This is a genomic window from Rhodanobacter sp. Soil772 (genome assembly GCF_001428385.1).
Lineage (GTDB): Bacteria > Pseudomonadota > Gammaproteobacteria > Xanthomonadales > Rhodanobacteraceae > Rhodanobacter.
This window is the reverse complement of the sequence record NZ_LMSK01000003.1, coordinates 356,527-379,688: the sequence shown is the minus strand read 5'-3', so window position 1 is coordinate 379,688 and position 23,162 is coordinate 356,527. Positions and strand designations below refer to the sequence as shown.

General features: G+C 66.9%; 18 protein-coding genes. 7 read left to right on the top strand and 11 right to left on the bottom strand.

Going from position 1 to position 23,162, the window contains the following annotated elements; all coding sequences use genetic code 11:
* Positions 1 to 17: 17 nt before the first annotated feature.
* From ASG75_RS13170 to ASG75_RS13155, 4 genes are all read right to left on the bottom strand, one after another.
* Positions 18 to 1,040, bottom strand: coding sequence for a LacI family DNA-binding transcriptional regulator (locus tag ASG75_RS13170; protein ID WP_056390251.1), 1,023 nt, complete (start codon positions 1,038 to 1,040; stop codon positions 18 to 20).
* A gap of 153 nt (positions 1,041 to 1,193) precedes the next feature.
* Positions 1,194 to 2,618, bottom strand: coding sequence for a sugar porter family MFS transporter (locus ASG75_RS13165; protein WP_056390248.1), 1,425 nt, complete (start codon positions 2,616 to 2,618; stop codon positions 1,194 to 1,196).
* 114 nt (positions 2,619 to 2,732) lie between these two features.
* Positions 2,733 to 4,550, bottom strand: coding sequence for a DNA helicase RecQ (gene recQ / locus ASG75_RS13160; RefSeq protein WP_056390245.1), 1,818 nt, complete (start codon positions 4,548 to 4,550; stop codon positions 2,733 to 2,735).
* Positions 4,551 to 4,624: 74 nt separating this feature from the next.
* Positions 4,625 to 4,966 (bottom strand): MGMT family protein, encoded by a 342-nt coding sequence (locus ASG75_RS13155; protein ID WP_007511540.1) that lies wholly within the window; start codon positions 4,964 to 4,966, stop codon positions 4,625 to 4,627.
* Positions 4,967 to 5,034: 68 nt separating this feature from the next.
* Here ASG75_RS13155 and ASG75_RS13150 point away from each other — a divergent pair, with 68 nt between their 5' ends.
* On the top strand, positions 5,035 to 5,439 hold the full coding sequence (locus ASG75_RS13150) for a hypothetical protein (RefSeq protein ID WP_056390242.1): 405 nt from the start codon (positions 5,035 to 5,037) through the stop codon (positions 5,437 to 5,439).
* Here ASG75_RS13150 and ASG75_RS13145 read toward each other — a convergent pair.
* Entirely contained in the window at positions 5,436 to 6,548 is a 1,113-nt protein-coding gene (locus tag ASG75_RS13145) for an inorganic phosphate transporter (protein ID WP_056390239.1), read from the bottom strand. The genes ASG75_RS13150 and ASG75_RS13145 overlap by 4 nt on opposite strands.
* Before the next feature lie 84 nt (positions 6,549 to 6,632).
* Complete coding sequence (locus ASG75_RS13140; RefSeq protein WP_056390682.1) at positions 6,633 to 7,262, bottom strand: hypothetical protein; 630 nt, start codon at positions 7,260 to 7,262, stop codon at positions 6,633 to 6,635.
* 145 nt (positions 7,263 to 7,407) lie between these two features.
* Between ASG75_RS13140 and ASG75_RS13135 the strand changes: the two genes are divergently transcribed.
* A complete protein-coding gene (locus ASG75_RS13135; protein WP_056390236.1) occupies positions 7,408 to 8,730 on the top strand; it encodes a hemolysin family protein in 1,323 nt (440 codons plus the stop codon).
* Between the two features lie 261 nt (positions 8,731 to 8,991).
* Here the strand turns inward: ASG75_RS13135 and ASG75_RS13130 are convergent, their stop codons facing one another.
* Positions 8,992 to 9,750 carry an RNA methyltransferase gene (locus ASG75_RS13130; protein ID WP_056390231.1) on the bottom strand — a complete coding sequence of 253 codons (759 nt, stop codon included), beginning with the start codon at positions 9,748 to 9,750 and terminating at the stop codon, positions 8,992 to 8,994.
* Positions 9,751 to 9,866: 116 nt separating this feature from the next.
* Here ASG75_RS13130 and ASG75_RS13125 point away from each other — a divergent pair, with 116 nt between their 5' ends.
* Both ASG75_RS13125 and ASG75_RS13120 read left to right on the top strand, forming a co-directional pair.
* Positions 9,867 to 10,670: an inositol monophosphatase family protein gene (locus tag ASG75_RS13125; protein WP_056390228.1), complete on the top strand. Its 804-nt coding sequence runs from the start codon at positions 9,867 to 9,869 to the stop codon at positions 10,668 to 10,670.
* 183 nt (positions 10,671 to 10,853) lie between these two features.
* Entirely contained in the window at positions 10,854 to 15,938 is a 5,085-nt protein-coding gene (locus ASG75_RS13120) for an autotransporter-associated beta strand repeat-containing protein (protein WP_056390225.1), read from the top strand.
* Positions 15,939 to 16,064: 126 nt separating this feature from the next.
* Here the strand turns inward: ASG75_RS13120 and hda are convergent, their stop codons facing one another.
* The 3 genes from hda to ASG75_RS13105 all read right to left on the bottom strand — a co-directional run bounded on the left by hda (position 16,065) and on the right by ASG75_RS13105 (position 19,057).
* Positions 16,065 to 16,772 carry a DnaA regulatory inactivator Hda gene (hda, locus tag ASG75_RS13115; RefSeq protein ID WP_056390221.1) on the bottom strand — a complete coding sequence of 236 codons (708 nt, stop codon included), beginning with the start codon at positions 16,770 to 16,772 and terminating at the stop codon, positions 16,065 to 16,067.
* Complete coding sequence (locus ASG75_RS13110) at positions 16,769 to 17,938, bottom strand: AI-2E family transporter (RefSeq protein WP_056390215.1); 1,170 nt, start codon at positions 17,936 to 17,938, stop codon at positions 16,769 to 16,771. The genes hda and ASG75_RS13110 overlap by 4 nt, the downstream gene beginning before the upstream one ends.
* A 138-nt stretch (positions 17,939 to 18,076) precedes the next feature.
* A complete protein-coding gene (locus tag ASG75_RS13105; protein WP_056390212.1) occupies positions 18,077 to 19,057 on the bottom strand; it encodes a DUF2066 domain-containing protein in 981 nt (326 codons plus the stop codon).
* 151 nt (positions 19,058 to 19,208) lie between these two features.
* On the opposite strand from ASG75_RS13105, the gene purM reads away from it, so the two are divergent.
* The 3 genes from purM to ASG75_RS13090 are packed head-to-tail and all read left to right on the top strand — an operon-like array spanning position 19,209 to position 21,728.
* Complete coding sequence (gene purM, locus ASG75_RS13100; protein WP_056390208.1) at positions 19,209 to 20,312, top strand: phosphoribosylformylglycinamidine cyclo-ligase; 1,104 nt, start codon at positions 19,209 to 19,211, stop codon at positions 20,310 to 20,312.
* An 8-nt stretch (positions 20,313 to 20,320) separates the two neighbouring features.
* Positions 20,321 to 20,986, top strand: coding sequence for a phosphoribosylglycinamide formyltransferase (purN, locus tag ASG75_RS13095; protein WP_056390204.1), 666 nt, complete (start codon positions 20,321 to 20,323; stop codon positions 20,984 to 20,986).
* Positions 20,987 to 21,020: 34 nt separating this feature from the next.
* Positions 21,021 to 21,728 carry a DUF3108 domain-containing protein gene (locus ASG75_RS13090; protein WP_056390202.1) on the top strand — a complete coding sequence of 236 codons (708 nt, stop codon included), beginning with the start codon at positions 21,021 to 21,023 and terminating at the stop codon, positions 21,726 to 21,728.
* A 164-nt stretch (positions 21,729 to 21,892) separates the two neighbouring features.
* Here the strand turns inward: ASG75_RS13090 and murA are convergent, their stop codons facing one another.
* Positions 21,893 to 23,152: a UDP-N-acetylglucosamine 1-carboxyvinyltransferase gene (gene murA / locus ASG75_RS13085; RefSeq protein WP_056390199.1), complete on the bottom strand. Its 1,260-nt coding sequence runs from the start codon at positions 23,150 to 23,152 to the stop codon at positions 21,893 to 21,895.
* Positions 23,153 to 23,162: the final 10 nt, after the last annotated feature.

The window sequence follows — 23,162 nt, the reverse complement described above, 5'->3', positions numbered from 1 at the left end:
CGACCACCCAGCCGAGGTCAGCGCAGGCTCGACCGGCGCACCACCAGTTTCGCCGGCAGCACTTCGCTTTCCACCGGCTCGCCGCGAATCAGCGCGAGCAGGCTGTCGACCAGTACCGCGCCGGCCTGGCGGGTGTCCTGCAGCACGGTGGTCAGCGGCGGGTTGACGAAGCTGGCCATGGCGATGTCGTCGAAGCCGGCCAGCGCCACGTCCTGCGGCACGCGCAGGCCGTGGTCGCTGAGCGCGCGCATGGCGCCGATCGCGATCAGGTCGCTGGCGGCGAACACCGCATCGAAGCCGGCCTCGCGCAGGATCAGGCCGCGCATTGCCTCGTAGCCGGAGCGCTCGGTGCTCTCGGCGTTTTCCTGCAGCGCCGGATCGACTTCCACCCCGGCCTGCTGCAGGGCATCGACGTAGCCGCGATAGCGCCCGAAGAACTCCGGGTAGTGGCTGGACGCGTCGCCGAGGAAGGCGATGCGGCGGCAGCCACGCTCCAGCAGGTGTTCGGCCACCGCCTGGCCGCCGCGGAAGTTGTCGCAGCCGATCGACACGCCGGGCTGGTCCGGCAGCACCGCGCCCCAGCGCACGAAGCAGGTGCCCTGGGCGACCAGCTTCTCCAGCTTGTCGCGGTAGGCCAGGTAGTCGCCGTAGCCGAGCAGGATCAGGCCATCGGCCTTCTTGCTGTCGGCGAAGTCGGCATGCCAGTCGCGCGAAAACTGCTGGAACGAGATCAGCAGGTCGTAGCCCTGCAGCGCGCAGGCGCGGGTGATCGAGCCCAGCATCGACAGGAAGAACGGGTTGATGTGCGACTCGTCGGCGGTGGGGTCCTCGAAGAACAGCAGCGCCAGCGTGCCGGAATGCATCCGGCGCAGGTTCGACGCGTTCTTGTCGACCTTGTAGTTGAGCTGCTCGGCGGCGGCCTGGATACGCCGCCGGGTCTCTTCATTGACCAGCGGGCTGCCGCGCAGCGCGCGCGACACCGTGGCCTGGGAGACCCCGGCCAGGTGGGCAATGTCGATCGATGTGGCTTTTGCCTTCATCCGCAACGCAATCCGCAAGCTCTTTCGGCGATGGCGCAACGCCGTCCGTCCCGAATCCTAGCCGGTTTGCGCGCCGCCTGTCGTATATCGCCTGGCGCTGGCCGAGGCAGGCGCAGGCCGCCGGCGCCCAGGGCGATGGCTGATGGATGATCCTCATGCGTGCATGTCCTCCAGCTCGATGCCCTTGGTCTCGCGCACGCCGGCCAGCACGAACAGCAGCGACAGCAGCGCGAAGCCGGCGTACAGGCCGTAGGCGAAGCTGAGGCCCAGCTCGGCCAGCGCCGGGAACGTGCTGGTGATCGCGAAGTTCGCCAGCCACTGCGCCGCCGCCGCCACCGCCAGCGCGGTGGCGCGGATCCGGTTCGGGAACATCTCGCCCAGCAGCACCCACACCACCGGGCCCCAGCTCACGCCGAAGAACACCACATAGGCGTTCGCCGCAACCAGCGCCACCATGCCGGTGGCGCCGGGCAGGCTCAGCGTGGCGCCGCTACCGGTGGCCTGCGAGAAGCACCACGCCATCAGCCCCAAGGTGATCGCCATGCCGGCCGAGCCGACCACCAGTAGCGGCTTGCGCCCGATCTTGTCGACCAGCGCGATCGCCACCAGGGTCACCAGCACGTTGACGATCGAGGTGACCACCGTGATGGTGAACGAGTCGGCCTCGCTGAAGCCCACCGAATGCCACAGCGTGGACGAGTAGTAGAAGATCACGTTGATGCCCACGAACTGCTGGAACACCGACAGCAGGATGCCGATCCACACCACCGGCAGCAGCCCCGCGGTCTTGCCGCACAGGTCGCGCAGGCGCGGCTTGTGCTCCGAGCGCAGGCTGTCCTCGATGTCGCGCAGCTTGTTGTCCAGCGCCGCCTCGCTGTGCATGTTCAGCACTTTGCGCAGCACTACCCGGGCCTCGTCGATGCGGCCCTTGGCGACCAGGTGCCGCGGCGACTCCGGCACGCCCAGCACCAGGGTGCCGTAGACCAGCGCCGGCAGCGTCGCCACCAGGAACATCCAGCGCCACGCGGCCAGCCCGAACCACAACGGTTCCGCCGCGCCACCGGCCACGCCGGCCAGCCACGCATCGCTGAGCAACGCGGCGAAAATGCCCAGCACGATCGCCAGCTGCTGCATCGAGCCGAGCCGGCCGCGGATGTGCGCGGGCGACACTTCGGCAATGTAGGTGGGCGCGATCACCGAGGCCACGCCCACGCCGACGCCGCCGACCAGCCGCCACAGGATCAGGTCCCACACCGCGGTCACCAGCCCCGAGCCCAGCGCACTGGCCACCAGCAGCACCGCCGCCACCTGCATCGTGCGCACGCGGCCGAAGCGGTTCGCCAGCATGCCGGCATACCACGCGCCCAGCGCCGAGCCGAGCAGCGCGCAAGACACCGCGAAACCGGTCTGCGCCGCATCCAGCGCGAAGCCGCCGCGGATCGCGTCGACCGCGCCGTTGATCACCGCCGTATCGAATCCGAACAGGAAGCCACCCAGCGCCGCCGCCGCCGAAATCAGCACCACCCGCGCGGTGGCGCGCTGGCCCAGCCCGTCGCCCGTCATCTCCATCGTGCTCATCGCGTCTCCCCAACGTCATGGCATCAAGATGCGTCCGAGTCTGCACCGTGGGTCCCGGCCGTGTCCGGTTGAATACGTATGCAGTCGCTCGCGGGCAAGCCGATGGCGCCGAGCCTACGCCGGCGCGTTGATCACGGCCAGGAAATCGCTGCCGTAACGCTTGAGCTTGGCTTCGCCGACGCCGCTGATGGTGGCCAGCTCGTCTTCGTTGGCCGGCATGGCGCGCAGCATCGCCAGCAAGGTAGCGTCGTGGAACACCACGTACGGCGGCACGCCCTGCTGCTTCGCCAGTTGCGTGCGCAGGGCGCGCAGCGCATCCCACAGCTCCTGCTCGTAGGCCTCGATGCCGAGGCTGCCGCCGCCGGTGACCAGCTTGCTGTCGCGCCGGCGCCGGCTGGCGCGTTCGGGGCGGGCGTCCTCGCGCAGCTTCACCGGTTTGCCGCCGCTGAGCACGCCGCGGCTGGCGGCGGTAAGGCGCAAGGTGCCGTAGCCTTCGGCGTCGGCTTCCAGCAGGCCGGCGGCGAGCAGCTGGCGGAACACCGAGCGCCATTGCTTCTCGTCCATCTCGGCACCGATGCCGAAGGTGCTGAGCCGGTGATGGTCGAGGCTGAGCACGCGCTCGGTCTCCTCGCCACGCAGCACGTCGATCACGTGGCCGGAGCCGAAGCGCTGGCCGGTGCGGTACACCGCCGACAACGCCTTCTGCGCGGGTACCGTGGCATCCCAGGTCTTCGGTGGCGCGACGCAGTTGTCGCAATGGCCGCAGGGGCCGGGATAGATCTCGCCGAACGCGCCCAGCAACAACTGGCGGCGGCAGTCGGTGGCCTCGGCGTAGGCCAGCAGCGATTCCAGTTTCTGCCGCTCCACGCGCTTGCGCTCGTCGGCCGATTCGGACTGCGCGATCATCTGGCTCATGGTGACCACGTCGGACAGGCCGTAGATCATCCACGCCTCGGCCGGCAGGCCGTCGCGGCCGGCGCGACCGGTTTCCTGGTAATAGCCCTCGATGCTGCGCGGCAGGTCCAGGTGCGCCACGAAGCGCACATCCGGCTTGTCGATGCCCATGCCGAAGGCAACGGTGGCGACCATCACCACGCCGTCCTCGCGCAGGAAGCGCTGCTGGTTCTTCGCGCGGGTCGCCGCATCCAGTCCGGCGTGGTACGGCAGCGCCTCGATGCCGGATTCGGCCAGCCATGCGGCGGTGTCGTCCACCTTGCGCCGGCTGAGGCAATAGACGATGCCAGACTCGCCCTGGTGGCCCTGCAGGAACTCGCCGAGCTGGCGCTTCGCGTTGTGGCGCAGGCCGACCCGGTAGCCGATGTTCGGGCGGTCGAAACTGGACACGAACTGCCGTGCATCCTGCAGCGACAGCCGCTCGACGATTTCCTCGCGCGTGCGCTGGTCGGCAGTAGCGGTGAGCGCGATCCGCGGCACCTGCGGAAAACGCTGCTGCAGGATCGCCAGTTCGCGATACTCGGGGCGGAAATCGTGGCCCCACTGCGATACGCAGTGCGCCTCGTCGATCGCGAACAGCGCCACCTCGGTGCGTTCCAGCTGGCCGAGGAAGCGCCCGGTGAGCAGCCGCTCCGGCGCCACGTACAACAGGTTCAGCTCGCCGGCCAGCAGCTGGCGCTCGACCTCGCGCTGCTCTTCCGCGCCGAGGCTGGAGTTGAGATAGGCGGCGGCCACGCCGGCTTCGCGCAGCGCGTCGACCTGATCCTGCATCAGCGCGATCAGCGGCGACACCACGATGCCGGTGCCCTGGCGAAGCAGCGCGGGGATCTGATAGCACAGCGACTTGCCGCCACCGGTCGGCATCAGCACCAGCGCATCGCCGCCTTCGCTCAGGTGTTCGACCACGGCCTGTTGCTGGCCGCGGAAACTGGAGTAACCGAAAACGCTTTGGAGCAGGTCGAGGGCTGAGGCATTCATCGGGAGCATGGTAACAAACCGACCCGGCCCGACCGCCGGAAACCTCTGCGACGACTTGTCGGCAGCGCCACCGTTCAGGCGTCCGGCATGCCCCACAGTGCATGGTCGAGATCGCCATCCAGGCCGAATCGCGACAGCGGCACGCGGCCGTTCTTCACTTCGACGCCTTCGGCGCGCAGGCGCCGGGATTGCTCGCGGAAACCGCGGCTGCCTGGCGGCATCGCGATGTGCCCGCTGGAGCGCAGCACGCGGTACCACGGCAATTCCATGCCGTCGGGCACCTCGCCGAGCAGCCGACCGACCAGCCGCGCCCGCCCCGGCAGCCCGGCACGGGCGGCGATCGCACCGTAACTGGCGACGCGGCCGCGCGGAATCGCGGCGATGGCGGCGTAGATACGGGCGGCGGCCTCATTCATGGTTCACGCGACGCTAGCGGGGATACGTGGCAGAGTAGCTTCCGACCCTCGCCGACGGAAGCCGCTGCATGCGCCATTTCGAAGCCGTGCGTTCCCACATCGGCAGCCTGCACGAGCTGCGCCAGAACGATCCCTATCTGATCAGCTTCGACCTGAAGCTGTCGCCGGATCGCTACCAGGGCGTCTACCTGGCCGAGCTGGAGGACGAGGCGGGACTGCGCTACCTGCGCATTTCCACCCCGATCGGCCCGCTTGCCGGCACCGACCCCATCCGCTGCCTGCGCTTCAACTGGCAGCAGCGCACCGGCTTCCTCGCTGTGGCCGACCTGGATGGCTCGCCGTACCTGCACCTGTGCGAAAACCGCCCCTACGAATTCCTCGACCGCGCCGAACTGCAACGCGTGGTGCGCGAACTGGGCGTGCTCGGCGATCAGCTGGAACGGATCATCGCCGTCGGCGGCGACTCGCTCTAGAACACCAGCCGGAACAGCACCACCAGCCCGTAGGCGAACAGCGCGGTGATCGGCAGGGTGAGGATCCACGCCCACACCATGCGTTCGACCACCGACCAGCGGATCGAGCTGAAGCGCTTGGCTGCGCCCACGCCCATGATCGAGGCCGACACGTTGTGCGTGGTCGACACCGGAATGCCGAACGCCGAGGCGCTGAGGATCACCAGCGCGGAACTGGTCTCGGCGGCGAAGCCGTTGATCGGGTGCAGCTTGACCATCTTGTGGCCGAGCGTCTTGATGATGCGCCAGCCGCCGCCGGCGGTACCGGCAGCCATGGTCAGCGCGGAAACCACCTTCACCCACACCGGGATCTCGAAACCGCCGGCGGGGTTGCCATCGATGCGCAGGAAGCCCAGCCACACCGGCAGGTGATCGAACTGGTGCGCGGCAGTGGCGCCGGCCAGCGCCAGCGCGATGATGCCCATGCTCTTCTGCGCGTCGTTCATGCCGTGCGCCACGCCCATCGCGCTGGCCGACACGATCTGCGCCTTGCCGAAGAAGAAATTGACGAACGGCGTGCGCCCGAAGCGGCGCGACCAGCCGTGCCGGTTCGCGAACCAGGCCAGCAGCGCATACAGCGCGCCCATCAGGATGAAGCTGATGATGAAGCCGGCTGCCGGTGACAGCACCATCGGGATGATCACTTTCGGGATCACGCCGTGGCCCTTCAGCCAGCTGCCTTCCGCCCAGATCACCGAGGCGAAATTGTTGTCCGAGGCGGCCAGCGCCGCGCCCACCAGCGAGCCCACCAGTGCATGGCTGGAACTGGACGGCAGGCCCAGCCACCAGGTAATCAGGTTCCACACGATCGCCGCCAGCAGTGCGCAGATCAGCAGCTGCGAACTCATCTCGACCACCCCGGCGTTGATCAGCCCGGAGGCAATCGTGGCCGCCACCGCCGTGCCCATGAACGCGCCGACCAGGTTGGTGCCCGCCGCCAGCAGCACTGCCTGACCCGGGGTAAGCACCTTGGTCGCCACCACCGTGGCGATCGAGTTGGCGGTGTCGTGAAAACCGTTGATGTAGGTGAAGACGAGCGCGATCACCACCACCGCGATGACGATGCTCATGCGCGGCCCTCGGCCATGGGCGGGCGGACGCTCGGTGCCGGCGCCGTCGGGCAGTGCGGAATGCGCAGGGTCACGGGCGCGGCCTCAGGAGTTCTTCAGGACGATCGAATAGACGATGTTGCCGACGTCGCGGCACTTGTCGATGGCCTTCTCGATCAGCTCGAACAGGTCCTTGGCCAGCATCGCCCGCATCACGTCGCCGCCTTCGATGTACAGCGTGCGATACGGCGCCAGCAGCATGCGGTCGCCTTCCGATTCCAGCGCCTGCAGGCGGTCCTGCAGCTTTTTCACCGGGTCGATGCGCAGGCCGCGGCGCAGCTCGCCGATCATCTCGGCAACCACCTCGCTGGAACGCTGCAGCACCATGGCACGCTGGGCGAAATCCACCCCGGCCAGGCGGTCGGAGACGATCTCGTAGCGCTCGGCGAATTTCTCGATGGTCTTGGGGATCTTGTACAGCGACGAATTCAGCGCCTCGATGTCCTCGCGATCGAGCGCGGTGACGAAGGTGTTCACCAGCTCCTCGCTGATCTGCGCGGCCAGCGCCTTCTCGCGCGCGCGGGTGGCGGTGAACGCCGCCATCACCGAGCCCTGGTCGGGCTGGGTCAGCAGTTCGTGCAGGGCCCTGGCGCTTTCGGTGGCGGTGGCGGCGCTCTGTTCGAGCAGTCCGTAGAACTTGTCGCCTTTGCCGAAAATCGTCTGCAATGAAAACATGCTGGCCATGCCTGAGGGAACGGGATGACGGGAATGTTACAGGACTGTCGTGCTGCCCTGCATCAATGTCCGGCCCTGCCGGAGTGATGTGAAAGCCCCGCAGCCCTTACACTGTACCCATGCACCCTCCCCCGTTACCGCCGCGATGCTGACCGAAATCGCGCTCGTCCTCGTGCTGGCCCTGTGCAACGGCTTCTTCGCCCTGTCGGAGATGGCGCTGATAGCTTCGCGCAAGAGCCGCCTCAAGCAGATGGCCCGGAACAGCCGCAAGGCGGCCTCGGCACTGCGCCACGCCGAGGCGCCGGAACACTTCCTGTCCACCGTGCAGGTCGGCATCACCCTGGTCATGCTGATTACCGGCGCGGTCGCCGGCGACGCGCTGGGCGGCCATATTGCCACCGCCCTGCAGGGTGAGCACCTGATATGGCTGCAGCCATATTCGCGGATCATCGGCATCGCGCTCGGCTTCGCGCTGATCTCGTTCATCCAGATCGTGGTCGGCGAACTGGTGCCCAAACGGCTGGCGCTGGCGGCACCGGAAAAGGTGTCGGCGTACGTGGCGATCCCGATGCTGCTGCTGTCGCGGCTGACCGCGCCGTTCGTGTGGCTGCTGAACGCGTCGAGCAACCTGCTGCTGCGCCTGCTGCGGGTCAACCAGCAGGGCAGCGGCGTAGTCACCGAGGAGGAGATCCGCCTGCTGGTTGCCGAGAGCGCCGAACAGGGTGTACTCGACCCCGACGAACACAACATGGTCAACCGCGTGCTGCGCCTGGGCGACCGCACGGTCGACAGCGTGATGACCCCGCGCATGCGCATCGCCTGGCTGGACATCGCGGCGACCCGCGAGGAGAACTTCGAGGTGCTGCGCGAGACCCCGTACTCGTGCTACCCGGTGTATCGCGGCGACGAGAGCGAGGTGGTCGGCGTGGTCGAGGTCAAGCGCCTGCTGCGCAGCTTCGCCGAAGGCACGCCGGAGCTGTTCGGCCACCTGGCCAAGCCGTTGTTCGTGCCGGCCACCGCGCGCGCGCTGGACCTGCTGGAAGAATTCCGCGACGCCGAGACGCCGCTGGCGCTGGTGGTGGACGAGTACGGCGACATCGAAGGCGTGGTCACCGTCAACGACCTGCTGGCAGCGGTGGTCGGCGCCAGCCAGATCGGCCACGGCGGCGGCAACGAGGACAGCCCGATCATGCAGCGCGCCGACGGCAGCTGGCTGATCGACGGCAGCCTGTCCACCGACGACCTGCGCGAACTGCTGCAGATCGGCGAACTGCCCGGCGAGGAGGAGCACGAATACCGCACCGCCGCCGGCATGGTGATGACCGCCCTCGGCCACATCCCGCAGACCGGCGAGGTGTTCGCCTGGCACGGCATCCGCTTCGAGGTGGTCGACCTGGACGGCGCCCGCATCGACAAGCTGCTGGTCACTCCGGCGCCGTCGCTGGACCCGGCCGACGACGAGCAGTAGCAAGCATCCCTCGTCTCTGCCGGCAGTTCTTCCGGCGGAGAGTGCGCAAGATCAAGAGCACCCCACCCCAACCCTCCCCTGCTGCGCAGAGGAGGGAGCAGAGCGCGCGACTTCCAGCTTGATCCCTCCTCCGCTTCCAGCTTGGTCCCTCCCCCTGCTTGCAGGGGGAGGTCAGGAGGGGGTGAAGCTCTTCGCACTGCTCTGACAAAAAGCACCCCACCCCAACCCTCCCCTGCTTAGCAGGGGAGGGAGCAAAGCCGGCTACTTGTTCTTCGCCAGCCCCGCCATCCGCTGCGCATCGGCGAGGATGCCGTGCAACACGCGCAGCTCGCGCTCGTCCGGTTGCGCGCGCTGGAACAGCTTGCGCAGGCGCAGCATGATCGTGGTGGGTTCGCGGCCCTTGTGAAAATCGATGTCGTCCAGCGTCTGCGCCAGGTGGCGGTAGAACTGCTCCATCTGCGCCGCGTCGGCAGGCGGCTCGTCGTGCATCAGTGGCGCGGCGGGCGGTTCGTCGCCGAGCATCGCCACGCGCAGCTCGTAGGCCATCACCTGTACCGCCTGCGACAGGTTGAGCGAACTGAAATCGTCCACGCTGGGAATCCGCACCATCGCGTGGCAGCGCGCCAGCTCCTCGTTCTCCAGCCCGGTGCGCTCGTTGCCGAACACCAGCGCCACCTGTTCGCCGCGGGCGGCGGCGGCCAGCACTTGCTGCGCCGCCTCGCGCGGGGAGATCTCCGGCAGGTTCACCCCGCGCCGGCGCGCCGACAAGCCCAGCGCCAGGCTGCTGCCGGCCAGACCGTCCACCAGCTCGGCGTGGATGCCGGCGTTGGCCAGCACGTCATCCGCGCCAGCGGCGAGCGCATTCGCCTCCGGATCGGGGAAACGATACGGGTTGACCAGCTCCAGCCGCGCGAAGCCCATCGTACGGATCGCCCGCGCCGCACTGCCGATGTTGCCCGGATGCGAGGTGCGCACCAGCACGTAGCGGATGCGGGCGGCGAGGTCGTGGAGATCGGTCATGCGAGAAGTGACGTTTTTGCGGCTGGAGCGGACAAGGATAGTGGACGCGGGGCGACCCGGGCCCGCCTCTGCTAGAATCGCCGGCCGCAACCCCGCTCTCTTCCAAAGTCGAAACCATGGCCAGACCACACGTCACGATCGCGGCGCGCGCCGCGCGTTCTGCAGGCAATGTGATCCTGCGCTACATGAACCGCATCGACGGCCTCAACATCGTCGAGAAGCAGCAGATGGACTTCGTCTCCGAGGTCGACAAGCTGGCCGAGGCGGAAATCATCAAGGAACTGCGCCGTGCCTACCCCGACCACGCGATCCTCGCCGAGGAAAGCGGCGCGACCGGCAAGGGCCCGCTGACCTGGGTGATCGACCCGCTCGACGGCACCCACAACTACCTGCGCGGCATCCCGCACTTCAGCGTGTCGATCGCGCTGCTGGAAAAGGGCGTGCCGATTCATGCCGTGGTGTTCGACCCACTACGCGACGAGCTGTACACCGCCAGCAAGGGCGACGGCGCCTACCTCAACGATCGCCGCATGCGCGTCAGCAAGCGCGAGAACCTGGGCGGCGCGATGATCGCCACCGGCTTCCCGTTCCGCCAGCGCGAACACCTGGTGCCGCAGCTCGACATGACCCGCGCCATCCTCGGCCAGGCCGAAGACATCCGCCGCTCCGGCTCCGCCGCGCTCGACCTCGCCTACGTCGCCGCCGGCCGCTACGACGGCTACTTCGAGATCGGCCTGAAGTCGTGGGACATGGCCGCCGGCGTACTGCTGGTGCACGAAGCCGGCGGCCGCTACTGCGACTTCGCCGGCCGCGACGGCATCCCCGCCAGCGGCAACATCATCGCCGGCAACCTCAACGTGGCCAAGGCGATGGTCGACGCGATCGGCCAGCAGGCGACGCCGGGATTGCTCAAGGCCTGAGCTCCTGATTCTCGTGGTGAAAAAAAGGCGCCCATGGCGCCTTTTTTCTTGCTTGTCTCTGGCGCAGCCCCCGCACTAACTCACGCCCTCTTGATGGAATGACGAAAGTTTTTGCGCCGCCTTTGTGTAGTAAGTTGTCGCGCAAATCAGTTATCGACAATGACCAAGGATAAGGGGGGATCAATGTTCGATACCAAGCATGGACTGCGGCCGTGTGCCGTTGCGTTTGCCGTGGCACTGGCGCTCGGACTGTCGGGCTGTGGCGGCGGGGGTGGCGCAAACGTCAGACCGTCGACGCCACCACCGCCATCGACAGGAACTGGCGATTTTGCCGGGGGCGCTATCAATGTCGGTTCTGGCGCTACCACCGTCTGGCCCAACAACATCATCGGTTCGATCGACCTGATCAAAGGCGGATCCGGCACGCTGGTGCTTGCAGGTACCGATAGCTACACCGACGGCACCACAATCAACGACGGCACCTTGCAGCTCGGCAACGGCGGCACCACCGGCTCGATTACCGGCGACGTGGCGGACAACGCATTTCTGGTGTTCGACCGCAGTGACAATGTGACCTTCAACGGCGCTGTCAGTGGCACCGGCTCGTTGACGCAAGCCGGCGCGGGTGCACTGATCCTGACGGGAGCCAACACGTACACCGGCGGCACCACGATCAGCCATGGCACGTTGCAGCTCGGCAACGGTGGCACGACCGGTTCGATCACCGGTAACGTAACGGACAATGGATCGCTGGTATTCGACCGCAGCGACGACGTGACCTTCAACGGCATCGTCAGCGGCAGTGGTTCGCTGAAGCAGGCTGGTGCGGGCGCGCTGATCCTGACGGGTACCAATATCTACACCGGCGGCACCACGATCAGCAGCGGCGCGTTGCAGCTGCAGCTCGGCAACGGCGGTACCACCGGATCAATCACCGGTGACGTGGCGGACAACGGCTCACTGGTGTTTGATCGCAGCAACGACATAACCTTCAATGGCATCGTCAGCAGCAGCGGTTCGCTGAAGCAGGCCGGCACGGGCACACTAATCCTGGCAGGCGCCAATACGTACACCGGCGGCACCACGATCAGCAGCGGCACGTTGCAGCTTGGCAACGGCGGCACGACCGGCTCGATTACCGGCAACGTGACGGATAACGGATCGCTGGTGTTCAACCGCAGCGACGACGTGACCTTCAATGGCATCGTCAGCAGCAGTGGTTCGCTGAAGCAGGCCGGCACGGACACATTGATCCTGGCAGGCGCCAATACGTACACCGGCGGCACCACGATCAGCAACGGCACGTTGCAGCTTGGCAACAGTGGCACGACCGGTTCGATCACCGGTGATGTGACGGACAACGGCTCTCTGGTGTTCAACCGCAGCGACGATGTCACCTTCAACGGAACCATCAGCGGCAGCGGTTCGCTTGAGCAAGTCGGCAAGGGTACGTTGACGCTGACTGGCAACAATACCTACACCGGCGGCACTAGGATCAGCAACGGCACGTTGCAGCTCGGCAGCTACGGCATGATCGGCTCGATCACCGGCGACGTGGTGGACAACGGCTCCTTGGTGTTCAACCGCAGCGACGATGTCACCTTCAACGGAATCGTAAGCGGCAACGGTTCGCTGGTGCAGACTGGCGTAGGAACGTTAACCCTGACGGGTGCCAACACGTACGCCGGTGGCACCACGATCAGCAGCGGTACGGGTACGAGCGCCTTGCAACTCGGTAACGGTGGCACTACCGGTTCGATCACCGGTGACGTGACGGATAACGGGTCTCTGGTGTTCGACCGCAGCGACGATGTCACCTTCAACGGAATCGTCAGCGGCACTGGATCGCTGGAGCAAGCCGGCAAGGGTACGTTGACGCTGACTGGCACTAATACGTACATCGGCGGCACCACGATCAGCGCCGGTGCATTGCGATTGGGCAACGGGGGCACGACCGGCTGGATCGTCAGTCAGTACATGATGGATAACGGATCTCTGATGTTCGACCGCAGCGACGACGTGATCTTCAACGGCATCGTCTACGGCAGCGGTTCGCTGCAGCAGGCCGGCAAGGGTACGTTGATCCTGACGGACGCCAATCAATACACCAGCGGTACCACGATCAGCACCGGCACGTTGCAACTCGGCAACGGTGGTACGACCGGTTCGATCATCGGCGACGTTACCGATAACAGTGCCTTGGTATTCGACCACAGCGACGACGTCGCCTTCAGCGGAATGATCAGCGGTAGCGGTTCGCTGGAGCAAGCCGGCAAGAGTATTTTGATGCTGACTGGTACCAACACCTATACCGGCAGCACCACAGTGAGCAGTGGCATGCTGCTGATCGGCAACGGTGGCATCACCGGTTCGATCACCGGGAACGTGACCGATAACGCTGCTCTGATATTCGACCGCAGCGATACCTTGACTTTCAGTGGAGTTGTCAGCGGCAGCGGCAGCCTGGAACAGCTGGGGACGGGCACGCTGATCCTGACCGGTGACAGCACGTATTCCGGCGGAACCGCGATTGATCGCGACACAACCAACGAGAGCACTCTGCAGCTCGGGGATGGTGGTACGAGCGGATCGATTGCAGGTGATGTCTCCGACAACGGCGTGCTGGCGTTCGATCACAGCGATAACGTCACCTTCGATGGACTCATCAGCGGTCAGGGCCGGCTCGTAAAGCGCGGCGCGGGGACGTTGGTACTCTCGCGTTCCAACACCTATACCGGTGGCTCCACGGTGGAGCAGGGCACGTTGGAGGTTTTGCCCGGTACCAGCCTTGGAACCGGGGGAATCAATGTGGGTAGCGCTACAACCCAGTACACGGGGCAAGTCCTTGCAGTGGACAACGGCGCGGATCTTTCCAATCCAGTGGCCCTGTACGACGGCACGACGCTGGACAACGCGGGCGTGATCCACCAGTCCGCCCTTGACTATACGGTGCAATCCAGCGGATCGGGCAACGTCACCGTGGTGAATCGCGAGGGCGCGCGCATTGACGGAAGCTATCAGGGAATCCACCTTGCACATGGTGGCAGCATCAGCAATGGCACCGGGAGTGTCATCAGCGGTTACAGCCGTGGAATTTCGTCCGACACTGATGGTGCCATCACGGTGAACAACTCTGGCGGGAGCATCATTGGATGGACCGCTGCCGACCTGCAGATCGGAGACGGCATATCAGCCGTGTCCGCCACCATTACCAACACGGACGGCGGAGAAATCGAAGGACGAGCTGCGGGCATCGTGGTGCTTTCCGATGCCAATATCCTCAACAACAATGGCAGCATGATTTCCGGGAGCGCTGCTACCTACGGCACTGGGGTCATGCTGTTCGACGGCGGCGTGGTGACAAACGACGGCGCCACCATCCAGGCCCCGGGCGACTCGATAGTTGGCTATGCTGGGGTAACCACCGTCAGCAATCTCAATGGTGGCAGGCTCATCGGCAGTGTGGACCTCAAGGCCGACGCGGCCAATGTCGTCACGCTGATGGCTGGCAGCTCGATCCAGGGAAATTTGTCAGTGGGTACCAACCCGCAGGCCACCCTGACACTCAACGGCGACAACACCCTGCCGCAGTCGTATTCGAACGCTGTTTCGGGCACCACCACTTTTGCGGGCACCTTGATCAAGGAAGGTACGGGTAGCTGGAATATCGATACCAGCGATCTGTCGGGCGTAATCGAGACCGACGTGAACAACGGTGTGTTGCGTTCGACCAACGTTTTGACCGGCACGGTTAATGTGGCCGGACAAGGCACACTTGATGGCGGGCCCGGGGTATCCGGGACTTTGTTCAATGCCGGCAAGGTGACCGTTCACGATGGTGATTCCGCTGTAGGCGGCAACTATGCCCAGTCTTCAACGGGTACCTTGGCCATCAGCCTGGGCAGCAAGCTGGATGTGACCGGTACCGCCACCCTCAACGGCGGCACGCTGGAAGCCACCGGCGCCGATAGCGGCTACGTCAGCAACACTCACACCAATGTCCTTACGGCAGCCGGCGGCCTCACCGGCACCTTCGACCAGTTGGTCAAGGGCACCGGCGTGGTATTCACGGCCACCACCATCAACTACGACGCCAACAGCGCGTGGCTGGACACCACCGGTCTCAACGTGACCACGGCGGCCGCGGGTCAGGGCGTGAGCTACACCCCGGCCTCCTTCGGCAGTGCGCAACGCGTGCAGGGCGCCTTCGAACAGCTGGACGACAAGATCGCAGCCGGCACGCTCTCCGACGTATCGGGCGACTTCCTGCGTGCCGCCGGCCAGTTCCAGCAGTCGCCTACTTTGCTGGCGGCGCAGGCCTCGCTGCAAAGTCTGTCCGGCCAGTTGCACGCGGCCAGCGCGGCGATGACCTTCAAGGCCATCGATGCGTCCAGTCGCGCGTTGTCGGATCGCTTCGACAACCTGCTCGACAAGGGCACCGGCTTCGGCATGTGGATGCACAACCTCAGCATCGGCGGCGACATGGCGCGCGCCGGCTTTGACGGCGTCGGCTTCCAGTTGAACGGCTGGCTGATCGGCAGCGACCGCCAGATCGGTCATTCCGGCGTGGCCGGTTACGCGTTCGGCCAGAGCCGGGGCCAGCAGCGGCTGGACCAGAGCTTCGACCACGACAACAGCCGCAGCACCGAGGGCATGATGTACGCGGGCTGGCTCAACGGCAATTGGTATACGCAAGGCCGCGCCGGCTTCGGCCATTTCGAGCAGGACGTCAGCCGGCAGATCCTGCTGGGCGACAGCGTGCAAGGCGTGCGGACCCAGTACGACGGCAACTACAACGTGGCCTATGGTGAGAGCGGCCTGCACCTCGGTCGTGGCGACAGCCATGTCACGCCGTTCGTCAATGTGCAGTACGCGCGCATCGATCGCAGCGGCTTCGTCGAGCAGGGTGCCGGCGGTTTTGGCCTGCGCAGCAACGCGCAGGCCCTGGATCGCTGGCAGGCGGGCTTCGGCGTGCGGGCGGGCCACCACTGGAACCTGGACGGTGGCCGCGCCGTGGACTTCAGCGCGCGTGCGCAGTGGCAGCGCACCCTGGCATCGCACGGCGATGTGTTCGACGCCAGCTTCGTTGGCTTGCAGCAATGGCAGCCGTTGGTCGGCATCGGCCTGTCGCGCTACAGCGGCCTGCTCGGCGTCGGACTGGACGCAACATTGTCAGCGCATACGACGCTGAAGTTCGGCTACGACTATGAAATGGGCCAACGCGACAAGGCGCAGATGCTGTCGGCGCGCCTGAACGTGGCGTTCTAGGGCCACAGCCATCGACGTGCCGCTCATGCACGAAGCCGGCGGCCGCTACTGCGATTTCGCCGGCCGCAAGGCCTGAGCGATTTGTCCGATTGAGAAGCGAAGGCGTCTAAGGGCGCCTTCGCTGTTTCAGGAAGAGGCTTCACCTGTCTCGCGCAGGAACCCTCGCAAGAACGGTACCGTGATCCGCCGCTGCGCTGCCAGCGATGCCGCATCCAGTTTGTCGAGCAGATCGAGCAGCGCGCCCAGGTCGCGCGCATAGCGGGCGAACAACCAGTCCAGCACGCTGTCGTCCAGTTCGATGCCGCGCGCGGCGGCCTGTGCTTTCAGCACAACGCGGCGTTCGTCGTCGTCGAGCGGCTTCAATGCAAACTGGGTGCAGGCGCCGAGGCGCGAGCGCAGGTCGGGCAGGTCGAGGCCGAGCTGGGTCGGCGTGGCGGCGGCGGCGAATAGCAGCGCGCTGCCTTCGGCGCGGGCGCGGTTGTACAGGTCGAACAGCGCGTGTTCGGCCTCGCGCTTGCCGGCGATCGCGCCGAGGTCGTCCAGCGCCAGCAGTTCGCTGCCGGCGACGCCGCGCAGGGCGGCGGCGTGATCGGCAATCGTCGCCAGCGGCAGATATTGCACGCGCCTTCCGACAGAACTTGCCGCCTGGCAGGCGGCCATCAGCAGGTGGCTGCGGCCGCTGCCACTGGCGCCGTGCAGGTAGATCCACGGTGCGCCGGGTTCGAGCGCCAGCGCCTGCACCGCAGCCAGCGCGGCGGCGTTGGCGCCGGCGTGGAAATATTCAAAGCGCTGGCGGCGCGGCCAGCGCAAGGCCAGCGGCAACTGCGGGATCATGGCTCGGCCCGGTCGTCCGGTGGCGATTCGACCGAGGCCTCGACTGCACCATCGCGATGCACGGCGACCTCCACCTCGGCGATCACCGGGTCTTCCGGCCCCGCTTCGTTGTACAGCTCGCTCATGCGGTAGCGCTCGATCAGGTAACGCAGCAGCACCATGATCACCGACGCGGCCGGCAACGCCAGCAGTACGCCGAGGAAGCCGAACAGGTAGCCGCCGGCCAGCACGGCGAACATCACCGCCACCGGATGCAGGCCGATCTTGTCGCCGACCAGCTTGGGCACCAGCACGTAGCCTTCCAGCAACTGGCCGACGGCGAACACGCCGCACACCAGCAACACGTGCGGCCAGTCGCCGTATTGCACCAGCGCCGCCACGATCGCCGCGACGAAGCCGATGATGAAGCCCAGGTACGGCACGAAGCTGAGCAGGCCGGCGACCATGCCGATCAGCGGCCCCACGGTCAGCCCGACCACGCCCAGGCCGGCGCCGTAGAACACGCCCAGCGCCAGCATCACCAGCAGTTGGCCGCGCACGAACGCGCCCAGGATCTTGTCCGACTCGCTGGCCAGGTAGGCGATGGTGGGCTGGATCGAACGCGGCAGCATGCCGTCGACCTTCGCCACCAGCCGGTCCCAGTCGCGCAACAGGTAGAACGCCACCACCGGGATCAGCACCAGGTTGGTCAGCCACATCGCGATGCCCAGCCCGGAGCGCGACACCTTGCCCAGCACTGCCGTGGCGACGCCGCCGATCGAGCCGATGTGTTCCTTGATCGCGGTCAGCAGGCGGTCGCTGTCGAACGTGTGCGGGTCCAGGTGCAGGCGCGCCTGCAGCCACGGCCACACGGTGTTCTGCGCCCAGTCGCCGTAGCGCGGCAGGTTGTTGATCAGGTTCTCGATCTGCCGCGCGATCAGCGGAATCAGCAGCAGCAGCACGCCGACCAGCGCCACCATGATCACCACGAAGACGATCGTGGCCGCCCACATCCGGTTCAACCCCAGCCGTTCCAGCCGATCGGCCAGCGGGTCGCCCAGGTAGGCCAGCATCGCAGCTACCGCGAACGGCATCAGCACCGGCGCCAGCAGCCAGATCAGGTAAACGATGACCGCCGTGATGGCGAACAGCTGCCAGCGGCGCGAAAGGTCCTTGTCTTGATTCACTCGGCACGCCCCGGCAAGGATTGGTTATGCGTCACTTGAATAGTCCGCACAGGGATGTGCGGGGTTTTGCGAGGGACTCGCATCCCATGAATAGTCCGCACACGGATGTGCGGGGTTTTGCGAGGAACTCGCATCCAGTCACCTCAGCCAGCGCAGGTTCGCGTCCGCGCCCGGATGCGGCTCGCCCTGCAGCAGCAGGTGGCCGCCGGCGGCGAGGTTCGCGGCCAGACCGCTGATCGGCACGGAAGCCTTGACGTACAGCAGCACGCCGTCGTTCTGCGCGCCCAGGGTCTGCACCTGCTTCACCGACGGGTCGTCCTCAAGGGTTGCCACCAGGTTCGCGTAATCCATCGCCGAATCCAGCCCGCTGACCCACAGCTTGCCCTCGCTGGGGCCGGCGCCGATCACGTTGAGCTGCTTGCCGATGCGGCCGACCATGCTGTTGCCGGCGTCGCCGAGCAACACATCCGCGCTGGCACCCTGGCTGCTCCAGCTCTGCGGCTGGCCACCGGAGATCAGCGTCCAGTCGGCGCTGCCGTCGCGCAACTTGCCGAGCAGTACCAGGCCGGTGTGGTACTGCTGGTTGACTGCCGCCAGCGCGGCCGGGTCGGCAGCGGCGACCCTGGCCGGATCCGGCGGGTTGCTGTCGGGATAGACCACGTTGGTGCCGCGTGCGGCGGCGGCAGAGGCCAGGCTGGCCAGTGCCGCCTGGTCGAGCAGGTGCCCGTCGCCACCCTGCACCAGCAGCAGCACCGGCGGCTTGATCCCCGCGCTTTGCACGCCCAGATTCGACACCAGCCGACGCACCGAGCCCGGCTCGAACTCCACGTCCAGGATCAGCCCGGTCGCGGCGCGCTGATACTGGAATTTCTGCACCATCGAACCGGCCTTGCCCAGCGCGTCGGCATAACCGGCGTTGCTGCGCAGGTCCTGGCCGCCGGCGATCCGCGTCAGCACCTGGCCGAGTGCGCTGGCGAACGCCTGGTCACGCTGGGCGTCGCTGGTGTCGGCCACCGGCACGACCACCGAATACGGCGAGCCGGCGACCTGCGCGCGCAACGGTGGCAGCGCGGCAAAAACCAGCAGCAAGGTGACGATCAACAGACGGGACAGGCGCATGGGTGTGGGCATCTTCAGGGGAAAGCTCACGGGAAGTCTGCCCAATCGCGCCCGCAGCGTCCATCGCAGCCGTCACGAACCCGCCGGCACCTGCCGGCAATGGCGCCACAAGCTGGTAAACTTGCGCGTTTCACCCACGCCGGTTCTCGCCATGTCTGACGCCCTCACCTACCGCGCCGCCGGCGTCGATATCGATGCCGGCAATGCGCTGGTCGAACGCATCAAGCCGCTGGTCAAGCGCACCTCCCGCCCCGAGGTGATGGGTGGCCTGGGCGGTTTCGGCGGCCTGTTCGACCTGAGCGGTCGCTACAGGGAGCCGGTGCTGGTGTCCGGCACCGACGGCGTGGGCACCAAGCTGAAGCTGGCGCAGATCCTGAACCGCCATGACACGATCGGCATCGACCTGGTCGGCATGTGCGTCAACGATGTACTGGTGCAGGGCGCCGAGCCGCTGTTCTTCCTCGACTACTTCGCCACCGGCAAGCTGGATGTGGACACCGCGGTGGCGGTGGTCGGCGGCATCGCGAAAGGCTGCGAACTGGCCGGCTGCGCGCTGATCGGCGGCGAGACCGCCGAGATGCCGGACATGTACCCGCCGGGCGAATACGACCTGGCCGGCTTCACCGTGGGCGCGGTGGAAAAATCGCAGATGCTGACCGGCGTGGCGATCGTCGCCGGCGACGTGGTGCTGGGCGTGGCGTCCAGCGGCCCGCACTCGAACGGCTATTCGCTGGTGCGCAAGATTCTGGAGCGCGCCGGCTGCACCCCCGACAACGGCGGGCTCGACCTCGACCTCGGCGGCGTGAAGCTGGCCGATGCGCTGATGGCGCCGACCACGATCTACGTGAAGTCGATGCTGGAGCTGCTCCGCGGCGACGCCGCCCGAATCCCGAATCCCGGCTTTCAACGGCCGAACGGCCGGTCATCCCAAATCCCGGCTATCCACGGCATGGCCCACATCACCGGCGGCGGCCTCAAGGAAAACATCATCCGGGTGGTGCCAGACGGCCTCGGCATCGCGCTGGACGCCTCCGCCATCGTGCTGCCGCCGGTGTTCGACTGGCTGATGCGCGAAGGCAACGTGGCGCGCGAGGAAATGTGGCGCACGTTCAACTGCGGCGTCGGTTTCACCGTGATCCTGCCGCGCGACGCGGTGGCCGGCGCGTCCGCGCTGCTGGCGAAACATGGCCTGGCCAGCTCGGTGATCGGCGAGATCGTGCCCGCGCAGGGCGACGAACGCGTGCATATCGGCTGAACCGCTCCGTGACAGCCGCATCCGCCAAAGTCGCCGTGCTCGCCTCCGGGCGCGGCAGCAACCTCGCTGCGCTGCTCGACGCGCAGGCGCGCGGCGAACTGCCGGTCGAGTTCGTGCTGGTCGGCAGCGACAAGGCCAGTGCCGGCGCGCTGCGCCTGGCCGAGGCAGCGAACATTCCCACTCTGGCGCTGGACCCGCGCAGCTATCCGGACCGCCGCGCGTTCGACCTGGACCTGTTCCGGCGCATCGCCGCCAGCGGCGCCGACTGGCTGGTGCTGGCCGGCTTCATGCGCATCCTCGACGGCGAGGCGCTGCGGCCGTGGGTGGGGCGCATCGTCAACATCCACCCCTCGCTGCTGCCGAAATACCGCGGCCTGCACACGCATCGCCGCGCGCTGGAAGCGGGCGATGCCGAACACGGCGCCAGCGTGCATTTCGTCACCGCCGAACTGGACGGTGGCCCGGTGATCGCGCAGGCGCGCCTGCCGATCGAAGCCGGCGACGACGAGCAGTTGCTGGCGCAACGGCTGCTGCCGCTGGAACACCGGCTGCTGCCCACGGTGCTGGGCCTGCTGGTCAGCGGGCGCCTGCAATGGGACGGCCAGGCACCACGCTTCGACGGCCAGCCGCTGGCGGCGCCATTGCGGCTGGGCGACGACGGCCTTTCTCCTTAAAGCCGGTTCAGCCCGGTCTCGGCAGACTCGGCGCATGACTATCCGACCCCTGCTCGCTCCCCTGCTCGGCCTCGGCCTGTTGCTCGGCGCCCCGGTCGCGCCCGCCGCCACGCCTTCCGCGTTCACCGCCACCTACGACGTGTCGCAGGGTGGCACGCCGATGGGCCAGGCCACGGTGAACCTGCGCGCGGCCGGCAACGGCGAGTGGATCTACAGCAAGGACGTCAAGGGCACCGGCGGGCTGGCCGCCCTGCTCGGCGCCAGCGTCACGGAAAGCTCGCGCTTCCGCTGGAAGGGCGACGTGCCCGAGGCGATCAGCTACGACTACCAGTTGCAGGCGGCGGTCAAGCAGAAACAGCGCCACCTGGTGGTCGACTGGGCGAAAAAGCAGGTCACCGTCGACGAAGGCAAGGGTCCGCAGACCTATCCGAGCAGCCCCGGCATGGTCGAGCGCAATACCCTCGCGCTGGCGCTGGGCCTGGCCTTGCGCGACGGCAAGCAGCAGGTCGCGTTGCCGGTAGCGGTGCGCCAGGAAGTGCAGGTGCAGAACTTCAAGGTGACCGGCAAGGAAACCGTCAAGGTGCCCGCCGGCAGCTTCGACGCCGAACGGATCGACCGCACCGACGCCGACCGCGGCTTCAGCGCGTGGTACGCGCCCGGCCGCTTTCCGCTGCCGGTGAAACTGTCGCAGCACGACGGCGGCGACATGGTGATGGAGCTGGTGAGCTATCGGGCCGATTGAACCGGGGCCTGACCGACCCCACCGCAGCAACGGAGCCTCGATTCCTCCCCCTGCTCGCAGGGGGAGGTTGGAGGGGGTAGCTCCGGACCTGCCGAAAGATCAAGAGCCGACCCCACCCCAGCCCTCCCCTGCGATGCAGGGGAGGGAGCACAGCGGAAGGGCGATCAATTCGGCAGGCGGCGGATCTTTGCGCCGAGCACGCCGAGCTTTTCCTCGATGTTCTCGTAGCCGCGGTCGATGTGGTAGACGCGATCGACGGTGGTGTCGCCCTTGGCCACCAGGCCGGCCAGCACCAGGCAGGCCGAGGCGCGCAGGTCGGTGGCCATGATCGGCGCGCCGCTCATCTGCGCAACGCCCTGCACCACCGCAGTGTTGCCCTCGAGGCGGATGTCCGCGCCGAGGCGCTGCAGCTCGTGCGCATGCATGAAGCGGTTCTCGAACACCGTCTCGGTGACCACGCCGGTACCTTCGGCGACGCAGTTCAGCGCGGTGAACTGCGCCTGCATGTCGGTGGGGAACGCCGGGTACGGCGCGGTGCTGATGTTGACCGCCTTCGGTCGACGGCCGCCCATGTCCAGCTCGATCCAGTCGTCGCCGGTGGAGATGTGCGCGCCGGCTTCCTCCAGCTTGGCCAGCACTGCCTCGAGCGTGTTGGCGCGGGCGTGGCGCGCGCGCACCTTGCCGCCAGTCATCGCCGCGCCGACCAGGAAGGTGCCGGTCTCGATGCGGTCGGGCAGCACCTCGTACTCGGCGCCGTGCAGACGCTCGACGCCATGAATCACCATGGTCGACGTGCCGGCGCCCTCGATCTGCGCACCCATCGCGATCAGGCAATGGGCCAGGTCGACCACCTCGGGCTCCTGCGCCGCGTTCTCGATCACCGTGGTGCCCTGGGCCAGGGTGGCCGCCATCATGATGTTCTCGGTGCCGGTGACGGTGACCATGTCCATCACGATGCGGGTGCCCTTCAGCCGCGACGCCTTCGCCTTGATGTAGCCGTTCTCGACCGTGATCTCGGCGCCCAGCGCCTGCAGGCCGCGAATGTGCTGGTCGACCGGGCGCGAGCCGATCGCGCAGCCGCCCGGCAGCGAGACCTCGGCCTGGCCGAAGCGCGCCACCAGCGGGCCGAGCACCAGGATCGAGGCGCGCATCGTGCGCACCAGGTCGTACGGCGCCACGCAGGTGCTGGTGGTGCGCGGATCGACGTGCATCTTCATGCGGTCGTCCAGTACCAGCTGCACGCCCATCTGGCCGAGCAGTTCGATGAAGGTGGTGACGTCGTGCAGATGCGGCACGTTGCCGATGCTGACCGGCTCATCGGCCAGCAGGCAGCCGGCAAGAATCGGCAGCACGGCGTTCTTGGCGCCGGAAATGCCGACCTCGCCATGAAGCGGCGTGCCGCCGCTGATCAGGATCTTGGCCATGGTTGTTCCT

What these genes read in the sequence shown, in the direction of transcription:
- purM (WP_056390208.1), top strand. Translation starts at nt 19,209, where the DNA reads ATGTCTGACGCCCTCACCTACCGCGCCGCCGGCGTCGATATCGATGCC.
- ASG75_RS13140 (WP_056390682.1), bottom strand. Translation starts at nt 7,262, where the DNA reads ATGTTTTCATTGCAGACGATTTTCGGCAAAGGCGACAAGTTCTACGGA.
- ASG75_RS13165 (WP_056390248.1), bottom strand. Translation starts at nt 2,618, where the DNA reads ATGAGCACGATGGAGATGACGGGCGACGGGCTGGGCCAGCGCGCCACC.
- ASG75_RS13105 (WP_056390212.1), bottom strand. Translation starts at nt 19,057, where the DNA reads ATGCGCCTGTCCCGTCTGTTGATCGTCACCTTGCTGCTGGTTTTTGCC.
- ASG75_RS13120 (WP_056390225.1), top strand. Translation starts at nt 10,854, where the DNA reads ATGTTCGATACCAAGCATGGACTGCGGCCGTGTGCCGTTGCGTTTGCC.
- ASG75_RS13155 (WP_007511540.1), bottom strand. Translation starts at nt 4,966, where the DNA reads ATGAATGAGGCCGCCGCCCGTATCTACGCCGCCATCGCCGCGATTCCG.
- ASG75_RS13145 (WP_056390239.1), bottom strand. Translation starts at nt 6,548, where the DNA reads ATGAGCATCGTCATCGCGGTGGTGGTGATCGCGCTCGTCTTCACCTAC.
- ASG75_RS13135 (WP_056390236.1), top strand. Translation starts at nt 7,408, where the DNA reads ATGCTGACCGAAATCGCGCTCGTCCTCGTGCTGGCCCTGTGCAACGGC.
- ASG75_RS13125 (WP_056390228.1), top strand. Translation starts at nt 9,867, where the DNA reads ATGGCCAGACCACACGTCACGATCGCGGCGCGCGCCGCGCGTTCTGCA.
- ASG75_RS13150 (WP_056390242.1), top strand. Translation starts at nt 5,035, where the DNA reads ATGCGCCATTTCGAAGCCGTGCGTTCCCACATCGGCAGCCTGCACGAG.
- ASG75_RS13130 (WP_056390231.1), bottom strand. Translation starts at nt 9,750, where the DNA reads ATGACCGATCTCCACGACCTCGCCGCCCGCATCCGCTACGTGCTGGTG.
- ASG75_RS13090 (WP_056390202.1), top strand. Translation starts at nt 21,021, where the DNA reads ATGACTATCCGACCCCTGCTCGCTCCCCTGCTCGGCCTCGGCCTGTTG.
- ASG75_RS13170 (WP_056390251.1), bottom strand. Translation starts at nt 1,040, where the DNA reads ATGAAGGCAAAAGCCACATCGATCGACATTGCCCACCTGGCCGGGGTC.
- hda (WP_056390221.1), bottom strand. Translation starts at nt 16,772, where the DNA reads ATGATCCCGCAGTTGCCGCTGGCCTTGCGCTGGCCGCGCCGCCAGCGC.
- recQ (WP_056390245.1), bottom strand. Translation starts at nt 4,550, where the DNA reads ATGAATGCCTCAGCCCTCGACCTGCTCCAAAGCGTTTTCGGTTACTCC.
- murA (WP_056390199.1), bottom strand. Translation starts at nt 23,152, where the DNA reads ATGGCCAAGATCCTGATCAGCGGCGGCACGCCGCTTCATGGCGAGGTC.